Origin of the sequence: Capnocytophaga sp. oral taxon 903 (genome assembly GCF_013394785.1) — a bacterium.
GTDB lineage: Bacteria > Bacteroidota > Bacteroidia > Flavobacteriales > Flavobacteriaceae > Capnocytophaga > Capnocytophaga ochracea.
Genome location: NZ_JABXYW010000002.1, coordinates 1127268 through 1142551, shown reverse-complemented (window position 1 = coordinate 1142551; position 15284 = coordinate 1127268). Strand labels below are relative to the sequence as shown.

Sequence of the window (15284 nt, the reverse complement as noted above, 5' to 3'; positions counted from 1 at the left end):
CAAAAGAGTTATACTTACCCTTTTATCTTTTAACTCTTAACATCTAATATCAATGAACCCAGAAGAACTTAAACAAGAAGTAATAAAAGCTTTAGATAAGATACGTCCCTATTTGCAAAACGACGGGGGAGATATCTCTTTAGTGGATATCGAAGATGGCAAAATCGTAAAAGTGCGATTAGAAGGTACTTGTACTAACTGTTCAGTAAACCAAGTCACACTTAAAAGCGGAGTGGAAATGACCATCAAAGAGTTTGTACCTCAAATAGAAAAGGTAATCAGTGTGGAATAACTAATCAGTATAATGGCAACGAATAAAGAATCGAGAAAAGAATATTGGAAACGCAAGTGGCTCAGTAAATATCGCTTGGTAGTGATGGACGACAGTACTTATGAGGAGAAAACTTCCTTCCGCTTGAGTCGTCTTAATATCTTTGTGTTTGGTTCCTTGTTTGCCTTTGTGCTCATTACGCTCACCACCTTGTTGATTATCTATTCACCTTTACGTCAGTATATCTTGGGGTATACCGCCGTAGAAAACAAACGTGAGACTTTAAATTTGGTCTTTAGGGTAGATTCCTTAGAAGGCAAAATGCAAAGTAATGATGAGTATCTCGCTTCACTGAAAAAGGTGCTTGTAGGCAATATCAAACCTCAACAAGACAAAGATACTACCAGCTTTAACATCTCCAACCCTAAATACGACCCTAAGGCTTACAGGACAACTCCTACAAAAAAAGATTCTATTCTTCGTAAAGAAGTAGAAGAGGAAGAGACACAACCTCAACCTCAAGACAGTTTATAATACAAAAAACAATGACAAAACTAAGTGTAAACATCAATAAGATTGCCACCTTGCGCAATGCACGTGGAGGCAATATCCCCGATTTGTTACAAGTAGCTAAAGACGTACAACAGTTCGGTGCCGAAGGTATCACTATTCACCCTCGCCCCGATGAACGTCATATCCGCTACCAAGATGCCTTCGATTTGCTAAAAGTAGTAACCACCGAGTACAATATTGAGGGCAACCCTATCCCTAAGTTTATAGATTTAGTGTTGCAAGTAAAACCTACCCAAGTAACTCTTGTTCCTGATGCCGAAGATGCTATTACCTCTAATGCAGGTTGGGATACGGTAAAACACAAAAGTTTCTTAACCGAAGTAGTTGCCGAATTTAAGCGCAACGGCATTCGCACCTCTCTTTTTGTAGACCCGGTAGAAGCAATGGTAACGGCTGCCGCTACCATAGGAGCTGACCGTGTGGAGCTTTATACTGAGAGGTATGCGCGTGAGTATGCTCGCGGTGATAAAACCCAGATTGCCCCTTATATAAAAGCAGCCTTAGAAGCACAAAAAGTAGGGTTAGGACTCAATGCAGGACACGATTTGAGTCTCGACAATGTGAAGTACTTCAAAGATAATATTCCTAATTTATCGGAAGTATCCATAGGGCACGCACTTATTTGTGAAGCACTCTATTTAGGTTTAGAAAATGTAATACAACTCTACCTAAATAAATTGGCAGATTAGTAAATAACGAAAGGTTCATTAGCTAAAAAAGCAGAGAATTTTACACAAAAACTCTTTAATAATTATTCTGAATGTCAAAGTATTGAAAAAAAGTAGTGAAAAAACTTAGAAAATAATCACTAAATATTTTGCAAGTTTCGAAAATAGTATTACTTTTGCACCCGTAATGAAAGAAGGTACCTTAGCTCAGTTGGTAGAGCAAAGGACTGAAAATCCTTGTGTCCCTGGTTCGATTCCTGGAGGTACCACGAGATCTTCTTCATAGAGGAAATTTTTCATATTTTTAAGGATTAGGAATTGCAAAAGCCTCAGCGTAATGCTGAGGCTTTTGTTTTTTATTTTATACTTTCCTATTTAAAATATTCTGTATCCTACTGAAAGGCTAAACACTTGGTTTGAAGTACTTTCAGAACGGTTAGGGAGCACATCGCTGAAACCAATACCGTACTGAATGCCTGCTGTAAATCGTTTGATTTCTACGCCTGTGGCTAAGTTTAATCCTGCATCAAAAGGGCGTAAATCATCAGAAGAACGATTACCTATGCTGAGAGAATGGCGATTGGTTACTTTATAGTCCTTTAACTTATCTTTCTTGTAGTAAGCCCATTCTTCACGGCTATTGCCCCACAAAGCTGCTGCTACATAAGGACCTGCTTTCCAAACGAGTTTTACATTCCTGAGTTTAAGTTTATAGCCTACATAAAAAGGCATCTCTAAATAACCATAAGTGTAATGCAACTCACTGATTTGTTTTTCTTTACCTTCTTTATACTTATACTCATAGGCTTGCCCTTTGGTGTTGAGCATTAAACCTGTTTCAAGAGCGAGTCCAGTAGGGAAGTTCAGACTGAACAACGCCCCTGTATGAAAACCTGGGGTAAAAGTTCTATCACTATTAGAAGAATCGGCGTAATAAAGTCCTGCTATATTGCCTCCTATTTTCACTTCTAAACCTGGCTTTACCTGTGCCTGTAACATCGCTATACTGCTGAATAACATTACAGCTAAAAATAGTTTTGTTCTTTTCATTCTATATTGATTTTTGTTATTTAAGTACAAAGATACAAAATATTTTGTAAATGAACAAACTTGCGAATATATTAATTATTATTACCTTTGCCTCCCAAACTAAAAGCTGAACACTAATACTTAACAACTGATGAAACAGATAGACGGTTTTTCTAAACTTACCAAAGCCCAAAAGATTGCGTGGCTTTGCGATACTTATTTCCCTAATATAGAGAATGCTGCATCTTTTTTTGAAAAGTACCACAACGCTGATACTGACCTTCAAAAACTGCACGACGAGTTTATTGAAAATACGGTCTCTAACTACTATCTGCCCTTTGCGGTAGCTCCTAACTTCCTCATCAACGGGCGCACTTATACTGTACCTATGGCTATTGAAGAGAGCTCGGTGGTGGCAGCTGCTAGCAGGGCGGCTAAATTTTGGCAAAGCCGTGGCGGTTTTCATACTGAAGTGCTTTCTACCGAAAAAACGGGGCACGTACATTTTTTCTTCTACGGTGAAAAAACTAATTTAGAAAACTTCTTCAACCACATACAACCCTTGATGCTCGCCAAAGCGCAACCCATTACTGCCAATATGGAAAAACGCGGGGGTGGTATTACTTCTCTTACCTTAGTGGACAAAACCGATGCTTTGGCGCACTATTATCAGCTTTCGGCTACTTTTGAAACCTTAGACGCTATGGGTGCGAACTTCATCAATTCGTGCTTAGAATCCTTTGCACAGACGTTTAGAGAAGAAGCGGAACGGGACGCCTCTATCGGTGATAAGTATGAAATCGTAATGTCGATACTCTCGAACTATGTGCCTAACTGTTTGGTGCGCGCAAAAGTGCAATGCCCTATTGAGGAGCTGGAGATTGCTCACTTAAAAGGAGCTGAAGCTGCGAAGAAATTTGTGCAAGCTCTCGCTATTGCCAATGCTGATGTGTACCGTGCTACCACTCACAACAAAGGTATAATGAACGGTATTGACTCGGTAATTTTGGCTACGGGTAATGATTTTCGTGCCATAGAAGCTGGTGCGCACGCTTATGCTGCTCGTAGCGGGCAGTACAAGAGCTTATCGGATGCGTGGATAGAGGGCGATACTTTCTTCTTTGCCCTTGAACTGCCTTTGGCTTTGGGCACCGTGGGCGGACTTACTACATTGCACCCTTTGGTGAAAACGGCTCTTGAAATCCTTGAAAAGCCTAACGCCCGTGAGCTAATGCAAATAGTGGCTTGTGTGGGGTTAGCACAGAACTTTTCGGCTGTAAGCTCTCTCATTAGTTTGGGAATCCAGAAGGGGCATATGAAAATGCACTTGAACAACATTTTTAATCAATTAGGGGCTACCGAAGAGGAAAAACGTGTACTTTCTTCTTATTTTAAAGATAAAACCGTAACATATAACGATGTAGCCGAAGCTCTCAAGAAAATTAGGAAATGAGGGAATGAGAAAATTAGAAAATTAGGGAGTTGAGGGGTGGCTGGGATTTCAGATTGTTCAGATATTTTGGAGATTTGGAGGACTTCGAAGAACTCGGAGAGACTCGGAGAGACCTCCCCCCTATCACATACTCCGTTCTCGCGGACTTCTTCAGAGAGGAGGAATATATGCAAACCAATTCTGATGGACTTTAAATATACTTCAAACGAAACTATCGTGGGTCTTCAGTGGGTCTACAGTGGCTCTACAGTGGGTCTACAGTGGGTCTACAGTGGCTCTACAGTGGGTCTACGATGATGATTAATTAAATTATAATTGAACATTAATCGAACTTATAGAGCTACTATCTTCTAATATCTCTCGTTCTACTAGGTAGAGTTATCAGATATAAAATAACTAACAAATTAGGTGGAACAGACCAAAATTTCACTAAAAAAAGAAATGCACCTGAGGAGAAATGACAAATGATGAGGAACGAGGAACGAATCACGAGAGGGAATCATAGGTAGAAAATGGAAGAAAAATAGAGAAAAAAAGGGAATTACAAAAAAACTAATTTTTCAGTGCGTTTAAGGTACTACGTCAAAAGTACTACAAGATTTAGTAAATAATTAGAGAACAATAGGTTACAAATGAAATTTTAGGTAGTTTTTAGGATGTTTTTGGTACTTTGAGATTTGTCACAGTCCCTTATTTTACGTGGATAAATAATTTTTATTAACAATTGTTAAAAAACTACGTCATTAGTACGTCATTGAGGTAAAACGCGTTAAATTAATCTTAAAAAGTTTGGCAAGTACTTGACAGCCACCTTAACTTTGCAACGTTCAATTTTTACTAAAAAACGAAAAGAAATATGAGAAAAAACATCTTTGCATTAGTAGCTTTTACAGCACTTACTTTAGGATGCAAATCAGAAGCCGATGACGGTGTGGGCGAAAAACCACGTTCTAGCACCGAGACCAACTTTTTCTTCCGCGATGGTGCTACGCACACTATCCATATGCAAGAAAAAGAAAAACGCACGGTTACTATTGACGGTGCGACTGATAACTTCACTTATGAAGCTCCTGTGGGTTATTTGACTGTAAGCAAGAGTACAGACCCCTCTCCCTCACTTGTTATTGAAGCTGAAGACGGCAGTACAGGCAGTCACGATATTCGTATCAGCGATAAAACTGCTAATGGTGTAGGCATTACTGCTACCCTTACTGTAATAGTGGGTGAACGTGACAGAGGTTGGGACGGCAATAATTTTGTTATTGAGAATATTGACGGTGACAAAACTACCAAAGACGCTAAGGACTATGTAGACATAGAGGTTCCCGAAGGCTTTACTTACGATGACTCTACTTTAAAACCAGATGGTGCCGGCGAAAGGGTAACCGTTAAGCAAACAGGTAATTTATTAAAAGTAACGGCTAAAAACCATTACGATGAGACAACCCCTATTACCTTTAGATTGACAAAAGCCAATGCGGAAGACCGTGTGGTAACTATTAAACGTGTAACTAAGTTCTGGGGAACTGATAATAATGGCACCCGATTGACAGGGCTTTCTAGTGATACGTACGTAACCAAACGCAGTTTTGATATGTTGCAAAATCCACCAAAAGTACCTTATACAGTAAAAAGAGTCTACCCTGGTAGCACTACTAGTACTGGTGGTGGTTATTTGCTTTACGGAAATACTAAGATTACTAAAATAGACCTTAACAATGTAGAAATTGTTGATGAATATGCTTTTTATAATTCTCAAAACTTAACAACTGTAGTGGCAGATAAAGTAAAATACATATATAAAGGAGCTTTTTGGGGTACAAAAATCTCTAGGATTAACTTACCTGAGGTAGAATCAATACAGTATGATGCTTTCTGGTCAACCCCTATACAATCAGTTATTATTGGTAGTAAACTTAAAAGTTTACAATACAGCATATTCCCTGATGGAACGAGAGAGGTGCGCATAAATGTTACTACTCCTAACCAAATTTCAATGACTTTCCAATCAACACCTTCTTGGTATAGTCCTACAGGTTATAACAACAATACAACATTGTATGTGCCAACTGCTTATGTGAATGATTGGAAACTTAAATTCCCTTGGATAGAACAAGCTTTTAAAGGGGGAATAAAAGGAATGTAAGAAAAGCGCGTGTAGCGACAAACTAATTTCTAAAACAAAACGAGAATGAACAGAATAAAAATACTTATGGTTGCCACCTTAGCAACCCTTAGCACAGGTGTGTTATCAGCACAAGATAACTACCGCCCTTGGCTCGTAGGAGCGGGCGTGAGCACCGTAGACTTTAAAGTACCTGAAAGAAGTGTAGTAAAAGACTGGTTCGGGTATCCTGATATGAATGTGGGCTTCCGCGTGAACGCTGCTCGATATATCAAAAAAGGCATTACTGCCGAAGCTGGTTTTGCTTATGCAAGCATTAAGAAAGACCAAAATTACTTCCCCGATGTAGAGGAAACGAAACTCACCAATGCCAAGAGTTATTGGGCTTTTGATGTACGTGGTCGTTATCACCTAAACCGCTTATGGAACGGATTGCCTTGGCTCGACCCTTATCCGCAAGTGGGTGTAGGCGTTGCCTCAGTAGATAATGAGAGCAAGTTTAAGTTTATCGCTGGTGCAGGAGTGAACTTCTGGTTTACTGATGTAGTAGGTGCCAATGTGAACACTGCCTACAACGTAGGAGGTGGAACAGGTCACGATTATTACCAATGGGGTGCTGGTGTAGTGCTTAAATTGCCTCTTACTGCCCGTGAGAATCCTATTGTAGACCACGTAGAACGCACTAAGGTAAAAGAACCTAAGGTAAAGAAAGAGCGCAAACGCGTAACCAAAACAGGAGCTATCACGCGTGTAGAAACTCCCGAAGAACGTGAAGAACGTACTAAGCGCGTGGTGAAACAGATAAACCTTTATGCTAAGACTATCTTGTTCGACACTGATAAATCGGTAGTGAAACCACAGGCTGAGTTTATCTTGGATAACATTGCTATCATTATGAACGAGAACCCTGATTTTAACTTTGTAGTAGAAGGTCATACTGATAACACCGGGACTCCTGAGCACAACCTCAAACTCTCACAAGACCGTGCTGATGCCATCAAGCAATACCTTTCTCGCCACGGTGTAAGCAAAAAACGCCTCGACGCCAAAGGTTATGGACAAACACGACCTATTGAGAGCAATGAGACTGAACGCGGAAAGGAAATTAACCGTAGGGTGGAAATAAACGTAGTGAAAGATAATCAGTAGTAATGGCAGTCTCCCACAGAAATAGGCGATAGAACTTCATCACAATGATACACAAAAACTGTTTTTAGCCTCTGTGGGAGTTTTTTAAGAACATCATTTTAAGACCAAGAATAAGAAGGTTTTTTTCATAAGGTGATTTTTTTCTTCACCGCAACTAGTTAAATTATACAGTAATGAAGGCTTCCTGATGAGATATCAGGAAGCCTTATTTAGTCGTAGGTGCGAGCCGCACAGGCAGAAAATTAGAGAATTAGGAAATGAGGTGCGAGCCGCACAGGCAAAACTTTAGCAAAGTGTAGCGATGCAAAATTTGCAAACCAGTTCTGCCTCAGAGAGGGCGAAACGCGACGCAAAAGCGATTGCTTTATACTAATCACTAATCGTTAACCACTAACCATTATTCTTCACTTGTAAAGGTACTGGCGGGGAGGTTGGCTTGATTTACTAAATTGGCGTCGGTAACAGGGGTAAAACCATAGCGCACGGTTTTAGGGGTAGCGACTTGGTCGCTGGTTACTTTCACTTCTTCACCTACTATTTCGGCGGTAGCAGGATAGAAAATACCATTGCCGTCAGACAGTTCAAAACCGCGTAAGGTCTTGCCATCGGCGGTGTGCAAGCCTTGTGCATACTGAAAAGAAACTGTGGCTACTTTCCCACTGAAAGTCGCTGAACGGAACAAAGGTCCTGAAGGGATTATATTTGTCCTGCCATAAGTATCATTCAAAGCCCATTGCGCTAAGCGTTCGCCTATGGGTTGTTTGTTCTTTGGGTGTACATCGGTGGGGTGACCGTGGTCGTAAGATACTGCCATTCCGCTGTGTGGTATGTCTTTCATCAATCGACGTTGACTGTCTCTAAACCAACCCCACGACGGACGATTGATACTGGATAGCTGTACGTAGTAGAAAGGCATTTGTGGATTGCCAAACTCAGTGCGCCAACTCTTCACCAATAGAGGAAACAACTTGCTATGAGCGTCCTTGTTATGCGCATTCGATTCGCCTTGATACCATATTACCCCTTTGATAGCATAATGATTTAAAGGGAGTATTCCCGCTTCGAATAAATAAGCAGGCTCATAGGGGTGACGTTGGAGTTTATCCGTAGACTTTTTGATGTTCTCGGAAGCACGAGAGCGCACCCAATCCATTATAAAATCGTTTTCACGCCAATTATAAAGAATACTTGGGAAGTTGTATTCCAAAGTACGGCGGTCTATCCACGCTTCGGTAGGTGAGCCCCCCACAGCATTGCAAATGAGCCCCACAGGCATATCCAAATCTTTTTGGAGAGTACGCCCGAAGTAATAAGCTACCGCAGAAAAATGACTTACTGTTTTAGGAGAGCACACTTGCCACTGAGTAGGGCGGTAATATTGTAAATGGTTGAGCGAATCTAACACTGAGGCATTCCATTCTACGGGGTCGGTACGCCAGCGTTCTTTCATATCAAACAGGCGGATATTAGGATTATCGGCTTGCGGAATATCCTTTTCGCCCGTAGAAGTTTGATTCATATAAAACTCCATATTCGATTGCCCTGAGCAGAGCCATACTTCGCCGGCTACTACATTGGTAAAGGTACGTTTTTCTTTACCTGCTGTGATTTGGAGCGTATAGGTTTCTTTGGCAGTAAGTGGCGATAAGGTTACTTGCCATTTGCCATTGCTATCGGCGGTAGTGGTGAGTTGTTGTTTGCCTATCTTCACAGTGATTTTAGTACCCGTATTGGCGATACCGCCGAGGGTGAGAGGTATGCCGTGTTGCAATACCATATTATCGGAATAGATAGCGGGGAGGTGCAAGCCTCCGTAATCACCTGTAATGGCACTGTAAACTACCTGTGCCAAGATAGCCGCCCCTTGAACATTAGGGTGTACCGCATCGGGGAGCATTTGAGGGAAGTGATATAGAGGCTCGTGGAAGTCGATAAGTTGGACGCCCGCTTGCTTGGCGATGCGCTCTATGGCTTGTTGTATTTCGGCGTGCCAATCGCGGGTACCAGATTCGAATCGCTTATGGCGATGTGCGAGTGGGGTCATACGAGCAATGAGGATACGCGCTTTGGGGTTCGCTTTTTTAAACGAAGCGATGAGAGATAGATAATCTTTTACGAAATCATCGCGGTAGTTAGGCCAGTTGCGGGGATCGGTATCGTTAATACCTAAGTGAATGACCACAATATCTGCTGCAAAGGCAAGTGCTTTTTTGTATTCTTCTTGCTGAATGTAAGGCTTATGCCCTTTGCTGAGCAAAGTAGCTCCTGAATGACCGAAGTTCTCCACCTCATAGCCTTTTCCTAACTGACGTTGAAGCACCGAAGGATAGCTGTTTTGCTCGCGGTTTTCAATGCCATAGCCATAGGTAATACTATTGCCTACGCACGCCACTTTAAGAGGCTTTTTTTGTGCGCAAGCAAAGGCGGTAAGGAGTAAGAGTGTGATAAAGAAAAATCGCTTTTTCATTGGTTAGTATTCTTAGAAAGTAAGAATGTTTTATATTAAGCTACAAAGGTAAGAAAAAAAGTGTTAGGTTGTATACAATTAAAATTAGAGAATTTGGGTGCGAGCCGCACGGGCAGGGAAATGAGAAAATGAGAGAATGAGAAAATGAGATAAATGCCAATAATACCAATAGTACCAGAAATTCTAATAATACCAATAATATCACTAATCAACTTTGCCAAAGGTGCGAGCCGCACAGGCAAAAACTTTGGCAAAGTGTATACCGCAAAAAGTGACGCATAGGAGCTGTCGGAAGGAAACGGAGAAGTTCGGAAGAGGGGAGGAAGGATTTTTGATGAAAAAAGGGTGTAAGGAGGGTGGGGTTAGCTTATAGAGAGCTTATAGGAAGCTTATACGAATCTTGGACGATTGGTATAGAAAGGGTATATAAAGAGTTGATTCATAGTATAATACAGCGATGCAAAAAATGGTAAAAACGGGGTTTCGAGGCGAAAGAAAAGGGAATAGGCAATAGGCCTTAGGCCATAGGCAATAGGAGGGAGTATGACGGAAAAAATAATGAAATGACGAATGACGAGAGACGAATGACGAAGAAAATGTGATGAAAATCTCTCGCGGACTTACTCGGAGAGGGGGAATGTGGCGAATCATTTATTGGGTAAGCCCCCGAACCCCCGAAGGGGGACAAGCTGGAAAAGGCGACAAACTTCCGCCTTTACACATACTTCGCTCTCGTGGGGCACATACCCAGCCATCGCTGGCTACCTTCAAAGGGGGAATGTGCCGACGGAAAGGAGAAGAGATAATTAGGGAATTAGCAAATTAGAAAATTAGCAAATTAGCAGTAAAAGCAAGAGCTAAAAGCTCGCGCCAGTGGAGTAAATGGGGAAGTGTGAGGTCTTAGGCTATAGATAAATCGGGGAAAACATCCCCTAGCCCCCTTCAAAGGGGGAATGTAATGCCGGAAGGGTGATTTTAGGGTGGTTTTGAGAAGAAGTTTTATGGTTTATAGAAAAAAATCATCATTTTGAAACGTTAAAATTGTTTAGGTGGGGTTATTAAGATACGGTGTTTTTTACACATATGAAAAAATGTATTAAAAGCCGTTTTTAGCATTATAATCTTCATAAAAAAGTATAAATAGGCTATTTTTATATGTTAATTATTCACAAAACATAAAAATATAAAAAGCTGAAAAACAGCTTTAAAAATGTTAATAAAAATATAAATGTGTTAAATATGCACATTTTTTTTGTAAAAAAATAGTGCAGTAAAAAAATAATGAGTATATTTGCTGAAAATTTTGCACACTATAGCTACGTACTATATAGGTGTTGTGAGATAATTAGTAATTTTATAGCAAGAAAATAGTTTAAGTAAATTTTTATCGACAATGAAAAGAATAGTATTGTTAATGCTCGCACTATGCACTATGGGGGGGAAAGCTCTTTCGCAAGAGCTGAACTTGCCACAAATGAACCAATATTTGGCAGATAGCGAATTTCTTATTGCCCCTACCTATGCAGGTATTGGGGACTTTGTGAGAATACGTCTTTCAGCAGGTACTCAATGGGTAGGCGTTAAGGGCGCTCCTGATTATCAATCGCTTGCGGGAGATATGCGTTTAGGAGAACGCAGCGGCGTGGGACTTATGCTTTATAATGACCGCAACGGGAACACCAAGCAAATGGGGGGTAAAGCTACGTTTGCGCACCACCTTACACTTGACCGTTATGACAACCACTTTATTTCATTTGGTATTTCGTATGCCTTAAACACTTTTAGGATTGATATCGACAAGTTCGACAATATTCCTGACCCACAAGTTACTAACGACCGCTTTACTGTGAATCACAACTTTGATGTAGCGGTGCTTTACCGCTATAAAAGATGGTTTGTAAACCTATCGGGTTTGAACATCTTAAACAAGGATATTGAGCGTTTCTACAAAGAAGAGCCTAAGGCTTTGCGCAACTACCTTGTTTACGCAGGATACCGTTATAAAAAAGACAAGAACAGTCGTTTTGAAATAGAGCCTTCAGTACTTTATCAGTACTACGAAAGCGACGGGCGTTCTACTACTGATTTTAACCTTAAATTCCGCTGGATGGATTTAGACGATTATTATTGGGTAGGGGTGAATTATCGCTCGTTAAATGACCAAATCTTCAAACCACTAAACATTGGTCCTATGGCGGGGCTCAAACGCGGAATGGTGTACTTTGCATACTCTTACCAACTCCACTTAAACGAACTTATCAGATACAACTCAGGTACTCACGTGATAACCTTAGGTCTTGACCTATTCCAAGGAGTAAGTAACTGTAAATGTGCACAGCGATAGTAGTATAACAATATAGAATGCAACATATTATCTTAAAGAACATACGCGTTCGCGCCAATCACGGATGCCTTGCTGAAGAGGGTATTATAGGGAGTGATTACCGCGTGGATGTGAAGGTGAAAGTTCCTCTTGAAAAAGCTATTAAGAGCGACCGACTTGCTGACACGGTAGACTATGTACACTTGAACAGGATTGTAAAAGAAGAGATGGCTATACGGTCCGAATTATTAGAGCACGTAGCGGGTCGCATTATAGACAGGATATTCAAAGAGCTTTCTGAGGTTCAGAAGATAACACTTGAAATTGCGAAAATCAATCCCCCTATTAATGGCGACGTAGCCTCGGTGAGTGTAAAAATAAAACAGAAAAAACTTGCTAATTAAAAAAAAGGTAGTAACTTTGCACGCTGATACTACAAAACATAAAAAGGCATCGTGGCCGAGGGGCTAGGCAGAGGTCTGCAAAACCTTTTACAGCGGTTCAAATCCGCTCGATGCCTCACTTTTTAACTAAATAATTAATCCACAAAGTAAAAATTTCAAAAAGATGACAAACGTTTTAGACAAATTCATTCAGGATGTAAAAGAGAACATTCCTGGTTTTATCGCCGTTTCAGTAACTGAAGTACGTTCAGGGGTTTCTTACGGTGCAGAATCAGTAGATCCTAGTTTTGACCCTAACTTAGGTTCTGCTTATAACTTAGAGGTAGTGAAGGCTAAACAAAATGCACTTCAAGCATTAGGATTGGCTACTAAGGAAAAAATAGATGAGATTGTAATTGTTTTAACTGACCAAAATCACATTATTGATGTGTCAGCAAATGGTAGTTATTTCATTTATTTAGTAGTAGACTCGACTAAAGCAAACTATGGTATAACAAGAGCTTTACTCGCTAAGTACAAAAAAGATTTAGCAGCTATATTCTAATCACAGCTCTAATTCCCACAAAATTAAGTTAGTAAAAGATTGTAAAGAAGTTATTATTAAAAGAAAGCTACCGTATTGGTAGCTTTTCTTGTATCTTTGCCCAATTACAAAATATAATGGAAGCTACTGCAAAGACCTATACCGTACAAGAGGCAAAAGAGCGACTGGAAGCCTATTGTGCCTACCAAGAGCGTTGCCACCGCGAGGTAGTAACGAAGTTGCGTGCGATGGGTATGATACCTTTGGCTATTGATGATATAGTGGTACACCTGATACAGAACGGCTTCCTAAACGAAGAGCGCTTTGCTAAAAGCTTTGCCCGTGGGAAGTTTCGCATCAAAAAATGGGGACGCGTGCGCATAGAGCGGGAACTGAAGACCAGAGGGCTTTCGGATTACAATATTGAAGTGGGCTTAGAAGAAATTGACGAAGAAGAATACATAGATACTTTTGAGATAGTGGCTGAGAAAAAACAAGCTACCATTAAAGAAAAGAACCTTTATAAAGCTAAAGCTAAACTGGCTAATTACCTACTGTACCGCGGTTGGGAGCCGGATTTGGTTTATGAGAAAGTAGAAGAATTATATGAAAAGTAGAGCACAGGAATCAACGAACGCTATAGAGCGTATGTATGTAACGATGAGACACCTCTTTTCAAGGGGTTTCTATAAACCTATGGGTATCTCGGGCGAGGCACTACGGGAATCACTACTGGTATTGCGTCCAGAAATCTATGGCAGTATTGCTGAGAGCAAATCGGAACTGAGTGGGCTTATTTACGTACTTGACCGTCTGCCTGAAGGAATTGAGCAGTGTAAATACATCAACCTAATTGCTGATGAGGGATACCGCCAATCGCACTTCAAGCCTATTATCCCACCGAAGCGTCGTCGCAATTGTTACCGTATAGACCCTGAGCAGATGAATATTGAAATCACTCGTGGTCGTTCGGATATTTACGACGTGCTTACGCACCTTACTTTCCTTTTTATAGAGTCACACAAAATCGCTAACCGCATTCTGTTAGACGACAATAAAATTTCGCACGATTGGGCAAAATTAGAAGCTAATATACAAAAGAGTAAACTCACCCTTGCCGAGCGTGAGGCTACCTTTATACACATAGGCAACCTTTTGGGGCGCACTTTTGAAGAGGTGCTGGGAGCTTACAAGGCCTTAGCTACTCCTACCCTACCCGACCGCTTTATCCACATTATTTACTGGTTAGGTAAGCTCGCTCTGAACGAGCGCGTGAATGACGATAAACGCACTATCACCTTTAGCACTGTATTGCGCGAGCGTATCGGGCATCACCTGCACGGAGAGATATGGGCGGAACACATCAAACATATATTACTAAAAAATGGACTCTTAGAACGCCCGTTACACATCATCAGTGCCAATATGCACAGCGTGATGAACAGCTTGTTTGCTGAAAAAGCACTTGCCAAAGAAGTGGAAGTAAACTCACGTATAGAACTCTTCGAGCTCCTAAGTCTGCCTGAAAGTGAACCTTTACGCAAAAAAGTGAAGGAATACGCTCATAAACACGGAATGATTTCGGTAGACGATACTTCTGGTACGAACATCGATGTGCAACTGTTTGACACTGCGAAAATAGACTTTACAGATACACCATACGAAGTACATCATCTTGAGAAGGGAGAAAAACCTGTGATTTTTGTAATGGACTACGCTTTTGGTGAACAAGCCTTTGAGACCATAGATGAGCTACTAAAACCTTATCACAAAGGCGGTAAGACCTATTTCTTAGACGTACTTTCTATCTCAATTATGGGTAAGGCAGGCATCTTGGAAGGCGAGAAAGGAGACCTAATGATTCCTACTGCACACATCTTTGAAGGTACAGCAGATAACTATCCTTTCCACAACGAATTTACCAAAGCCGACTTTGAAGGTAATGGACTGAAAGTGTTTGAGGGCTCTATGATTACTGTACTGGGAACTTCGCTACAAAACAAAGATATATTAAAATTCTTCCTACACTCTACGTGGAATGCAGTAGGCTTGGAGATGGAAGGTGTACATTACCAAAAAGCCATACAGTCGGCATCAAAAATACGCAAGAGTATACGTGAAGATGTGAAAGTGCGTTATGCTTACTACGCTTCCGACAATCCTTTGGAGACTGGTAGCACTCTTGCCTCAGGAGGCTTGGGCACTACGGGAGTAAAGCCTACCTACCTCATCACCTTTAAAATATTAGAGCAGATATTTAACTAAGTGCGAGCCACACAGGCAGTCGTAACAGTACAAG

At 40.9% G+C, this 15284-nt stretch carries 14 protein-coding genes and 2 tRNA genes; 14 read left to right on the top strand and 2 right to left on the bottom strand.

All coding sequences use genetic code 11. The features are described from left to right. Window positions 1-52 precede the first annotated feature (52 nt). The 4 genes from HW279_RS04740 to HW279_RS04725 all read left to right on the top strand — a co-directional run bounded on the left by HW279_RS04740 (window position 53) and on the right by HW279_RS04725 (window position 1781). On the top strand, window positions 53-292 hold the full coding sequence (locus tag HW279_RS04740; protein ID WP_009419040.1) for a NifU family protein: 240 nt from the start codon (window positions 53-55) through the stop codon (window positions 290-292). A gap of 12 nt (window positions 293-304) precedes the next feature. Next, entirely contained in the window at window positions 305-805 is a 501-nt protein-coding gene (locus HW279_RS04735; RefSeq protein ID WP_178958168.1) for a peptidase M23, read from the top strand. A gap of 11 nt (window positions 806-816) precedes the next feature. Next, a complete protein-coding gene (locus HW279_RS04730) occupies window positions 817-1533 on the top strand; it encodes a pyridoxine 5'-phosphate synthase (RefSeq protein ID WP_178958167.1) in 717 nt (238 codons plus the stop codon). A 175-nt stretch (window positions 1534-1708) separates the two neighbouring features. Further along, a tRNA-Phe gene (locus tag HW279_RS04725) sits at window positions 1709-1781 on the top strand. A 106-nt stretch (window positions 1782-1887) separates the two neighbouring features. Here HW279_RS04725 and HW279_RS04720 read toward each other — a convergent pair. Beyond that, on the bottom strand, window positions 1888-2562 hold the full coding sequence (locus HW279_RS04720; RefSeq protein WP_009750564.1) for a porin family protein: 675 nt from the start codon (window positions 2560-2562) through the stop codon (window positions 1888-1890). Window positions 2563-2692: 130 nt separating this feature from the next. Between HW279_RS04720 and HW279_RS04715 the strand changes: the two genes are divergently transcribed. From HW279_RS04715 to HW279_RS04705, 3 genes are all read left to right on the top strand, one after another. After that, complete coding sequence (locus HW279_RS04715; RefSeq protein ID WP_178958166.1) at window positions 2693-3994, top strand: hydroxymethylglutaryl-CoA reductase, degradative; 1302 nt, start codon at window positions 2693-2695, stop codon at window positions 3992-3994. Between the two features lie 856 nt (window positions 3995-4850). Continuing rightward, entirely contained in the window at window positions 4851-6140 is a 1290-nt protein-coding gene (locus HW279_RS04710) for a leucine-rich repeat domain-containing protein (RefSeq protein WP_178958165.1), read from the top strand. A 45-nt stretch (window positions 6141-6185) separates the two neighbouring features. After that, window positions 6186-7268: an OmpA family protein gene (locus HW279_RS04705; RefSeq protein WP_178958164.1), complete on the top strand. Its 1083-nt coding sequence runs from the start codon at window positions 6186-6188 to the stop codon at window positions 7266-7268. Window positions 7269-7665: 397 nt separating this feature from the next. On the opposite strand, the gene HW279_RS04700 is transcribed toward HW279_RS04705, so the two are convergent. Continuing rightward, window positions 7666-9735 carry a GDSL-type esterase/lipase family protein gene (locus tag HW279_RS04700; RefSeq protein WP_178958163.1) on the bottom strand — a complete coding sequence of 690 codons (2070 nt, stop codon included), beginning with the start codon at window positions 9733-9735 and terminating at the stop codon, window positions 7666-7668. A 637-nt stretch (window positions 9736-10372) separates the two neighbouring features. Between HW279_RS04700 and HW279_RS04695 the strand changes: the two genes are divergently transcribed. From HW279_RS04695 to HW279_RS04665, 7 genes are all read left to right on the top strand, one after another. Then, window positions 10373-10561, top strand: a complete 189-nt coding sequence (locus HW279_RS04695; protein ID WP_178958162.1) for a phosphinothricin acetyltransferase — start codon at window positions 10373-10375, stop codon at window positions 10559-10561. A 567-nt stretch (window positions 10562-11128) separates the two neighbouring features. Further along, entirely contained in the window at window positions 11129-12079 is a 951-nt protein-coding gene (locus HW279_RS04690; RefSeq protein ID WP_009411039.1) for a type IX secretion system membrane protein PorP/SprF, read from the top strand. Between the two features lie 17 nt (window positions 12080-12096). Continuing rightward, the gene (folB, locus tag HW279_RS04685; protein ID WP_009411038.1) at window positions 12097-12462 is read left to right on the top strand and encodes a dihydroneopterin aldolase; all 366 of its coding nucleotides are present in this window, start codon (window positions 12097-12099) and stop codon (window positions 12460-12462) included. A gap of 45 nt (window positions 12463-12507) precedes the next feature. Continuing rightward, window positions 12508-12578, top strand: a tRNA-Cys gene (locus HW279_RS04680). A 47-nt stretch (window positions 12579-12625) separates the two neighbouring features. After that, complete coding sequence (locus HW279_RS04675; RefSeq protein WP_178958161.1) at window positions 12626-13006, top strand: hypothetical protein; 381 nt, start codon at window positions 12626-12628, stop codon at window positions 13004-13006. A 116-nt stretch (window positions 13007-13122) separates the two neighbouring features. Continuing rightward, a complete protein-coding gene (locus HW279_RS04670) occupies window positions 13123-13602 on the top strand; it encodes a regulatory protein RecX (protein WP_053581482.1) in 480 nt (159 codons plus the stop codon). Continuing rightward, the gene (locus tag HW279_RS04665; RefSeq protein WP_178958160.1) at window positions 13592-15250 is read left to right on the top strand and encodes a DUF6909 family protein; all 1659 of its coding nucleotides are present in this window, start codon (window positions 13592-13594) and stop codon (window positions 15248-15250) included. Before HW279_RS04670 ends, HW279_RS04665 begins: the two co-directional genes overlap by 11 nt. Window positions 15251-15284 lie beyond the last annotated feature (34 nt).

Coding starts and splice junctions, on each gene's coding strand:
- HW279_RS04690 (WP_009411039.1), top strand. CDS start 11,129: ATGAAAAGAATAGTATTGTTAATGCTCGCACTATGCACTATGGGGGGG.
- HW279_RS04715 (WP_178958166.1), top strand. CDS start 2,693: ATGAAACAGATAGACGGTTTTTCTAAACTTACCAAAGCCCAAAAGATT.
- HW279_RS04730 (WP_178958167.1), top strand. CDS start 817: ATGACAAAACTAAGTGTAAACATCAATAAGATTGCCACCTTGCGCAAT.
- HW279_RS04710 (WP_178958165.1), top strand. CDS start 4,851: ATGAGAAAAAACATCTTTGCATTAGTAGCTTTTACAGCACTTACTTTA.
- folB (WP_009411038.1), top strand. CDS start 12,097: ATGCAACATATTATCTTAAAGAACATACGCGTTCGCGCCAATCACGGA.
- HW279_RS04695 (WP_178958162.1), top strand. CDS start 10,373: ATGTGGCGAATCATTTATTGGGTAAGCCCCCGAACCCCCGAAGGGGGA.
- HW279_RS04670 (WP_053581482.1), top strand. CDS start 13,123: ATGGAAGCTACTGCAAAGACCTATACCGTACAAGAGGCAAAAGAGCGA.
- HW279_RS04700 (WP_178958163.1), bottom strand. CDS start 9,735: ATGAAAAAGCGATTTTTCTTTATCACACTCTTACTCCTTACCGCCTTT.
- HW279_RS04740 (WP_009419040.1), top strand. CDS start 53: ATGAACCCAGAAGAACTTAAACAAGAAGTAATAAAAGCTTTAGATAAG.
- HW279_RS04675 (WP_178958161.1), top strand. CDS start 12,626: ATGACAAACGTTTTAGACAAATTCATTCAGGATGTAAAAGAGAACATT.
- HW279_RS04665 (WP_178958160.1), top strand. CDS start 13,592: ATGAAAAGTAGAGCACAGGAATCAACGAACGCTATAGAGCGTATGTAT.
- HW279_RS04720 (WP_009750564.1), bottom strand. CDS start 2,562: ATGAAAAGAACAAAACTATTTTTAGCTGTAATGTTATTCAGCAGTATA.
- HW279_RS04735 (WP_178958168.1), top strand. CDS start 305: ATGGCAACGAATAAAGAATCGAGAAAAGAATATTGGAAACGCAAGTGG.
- HW279_RS04705 (WP_178958164.1), top strand. CDS start 6,186: ATGAACAGAATAAAAATACTTATGGTTGCCACCTTAGCAACCCTTAGC.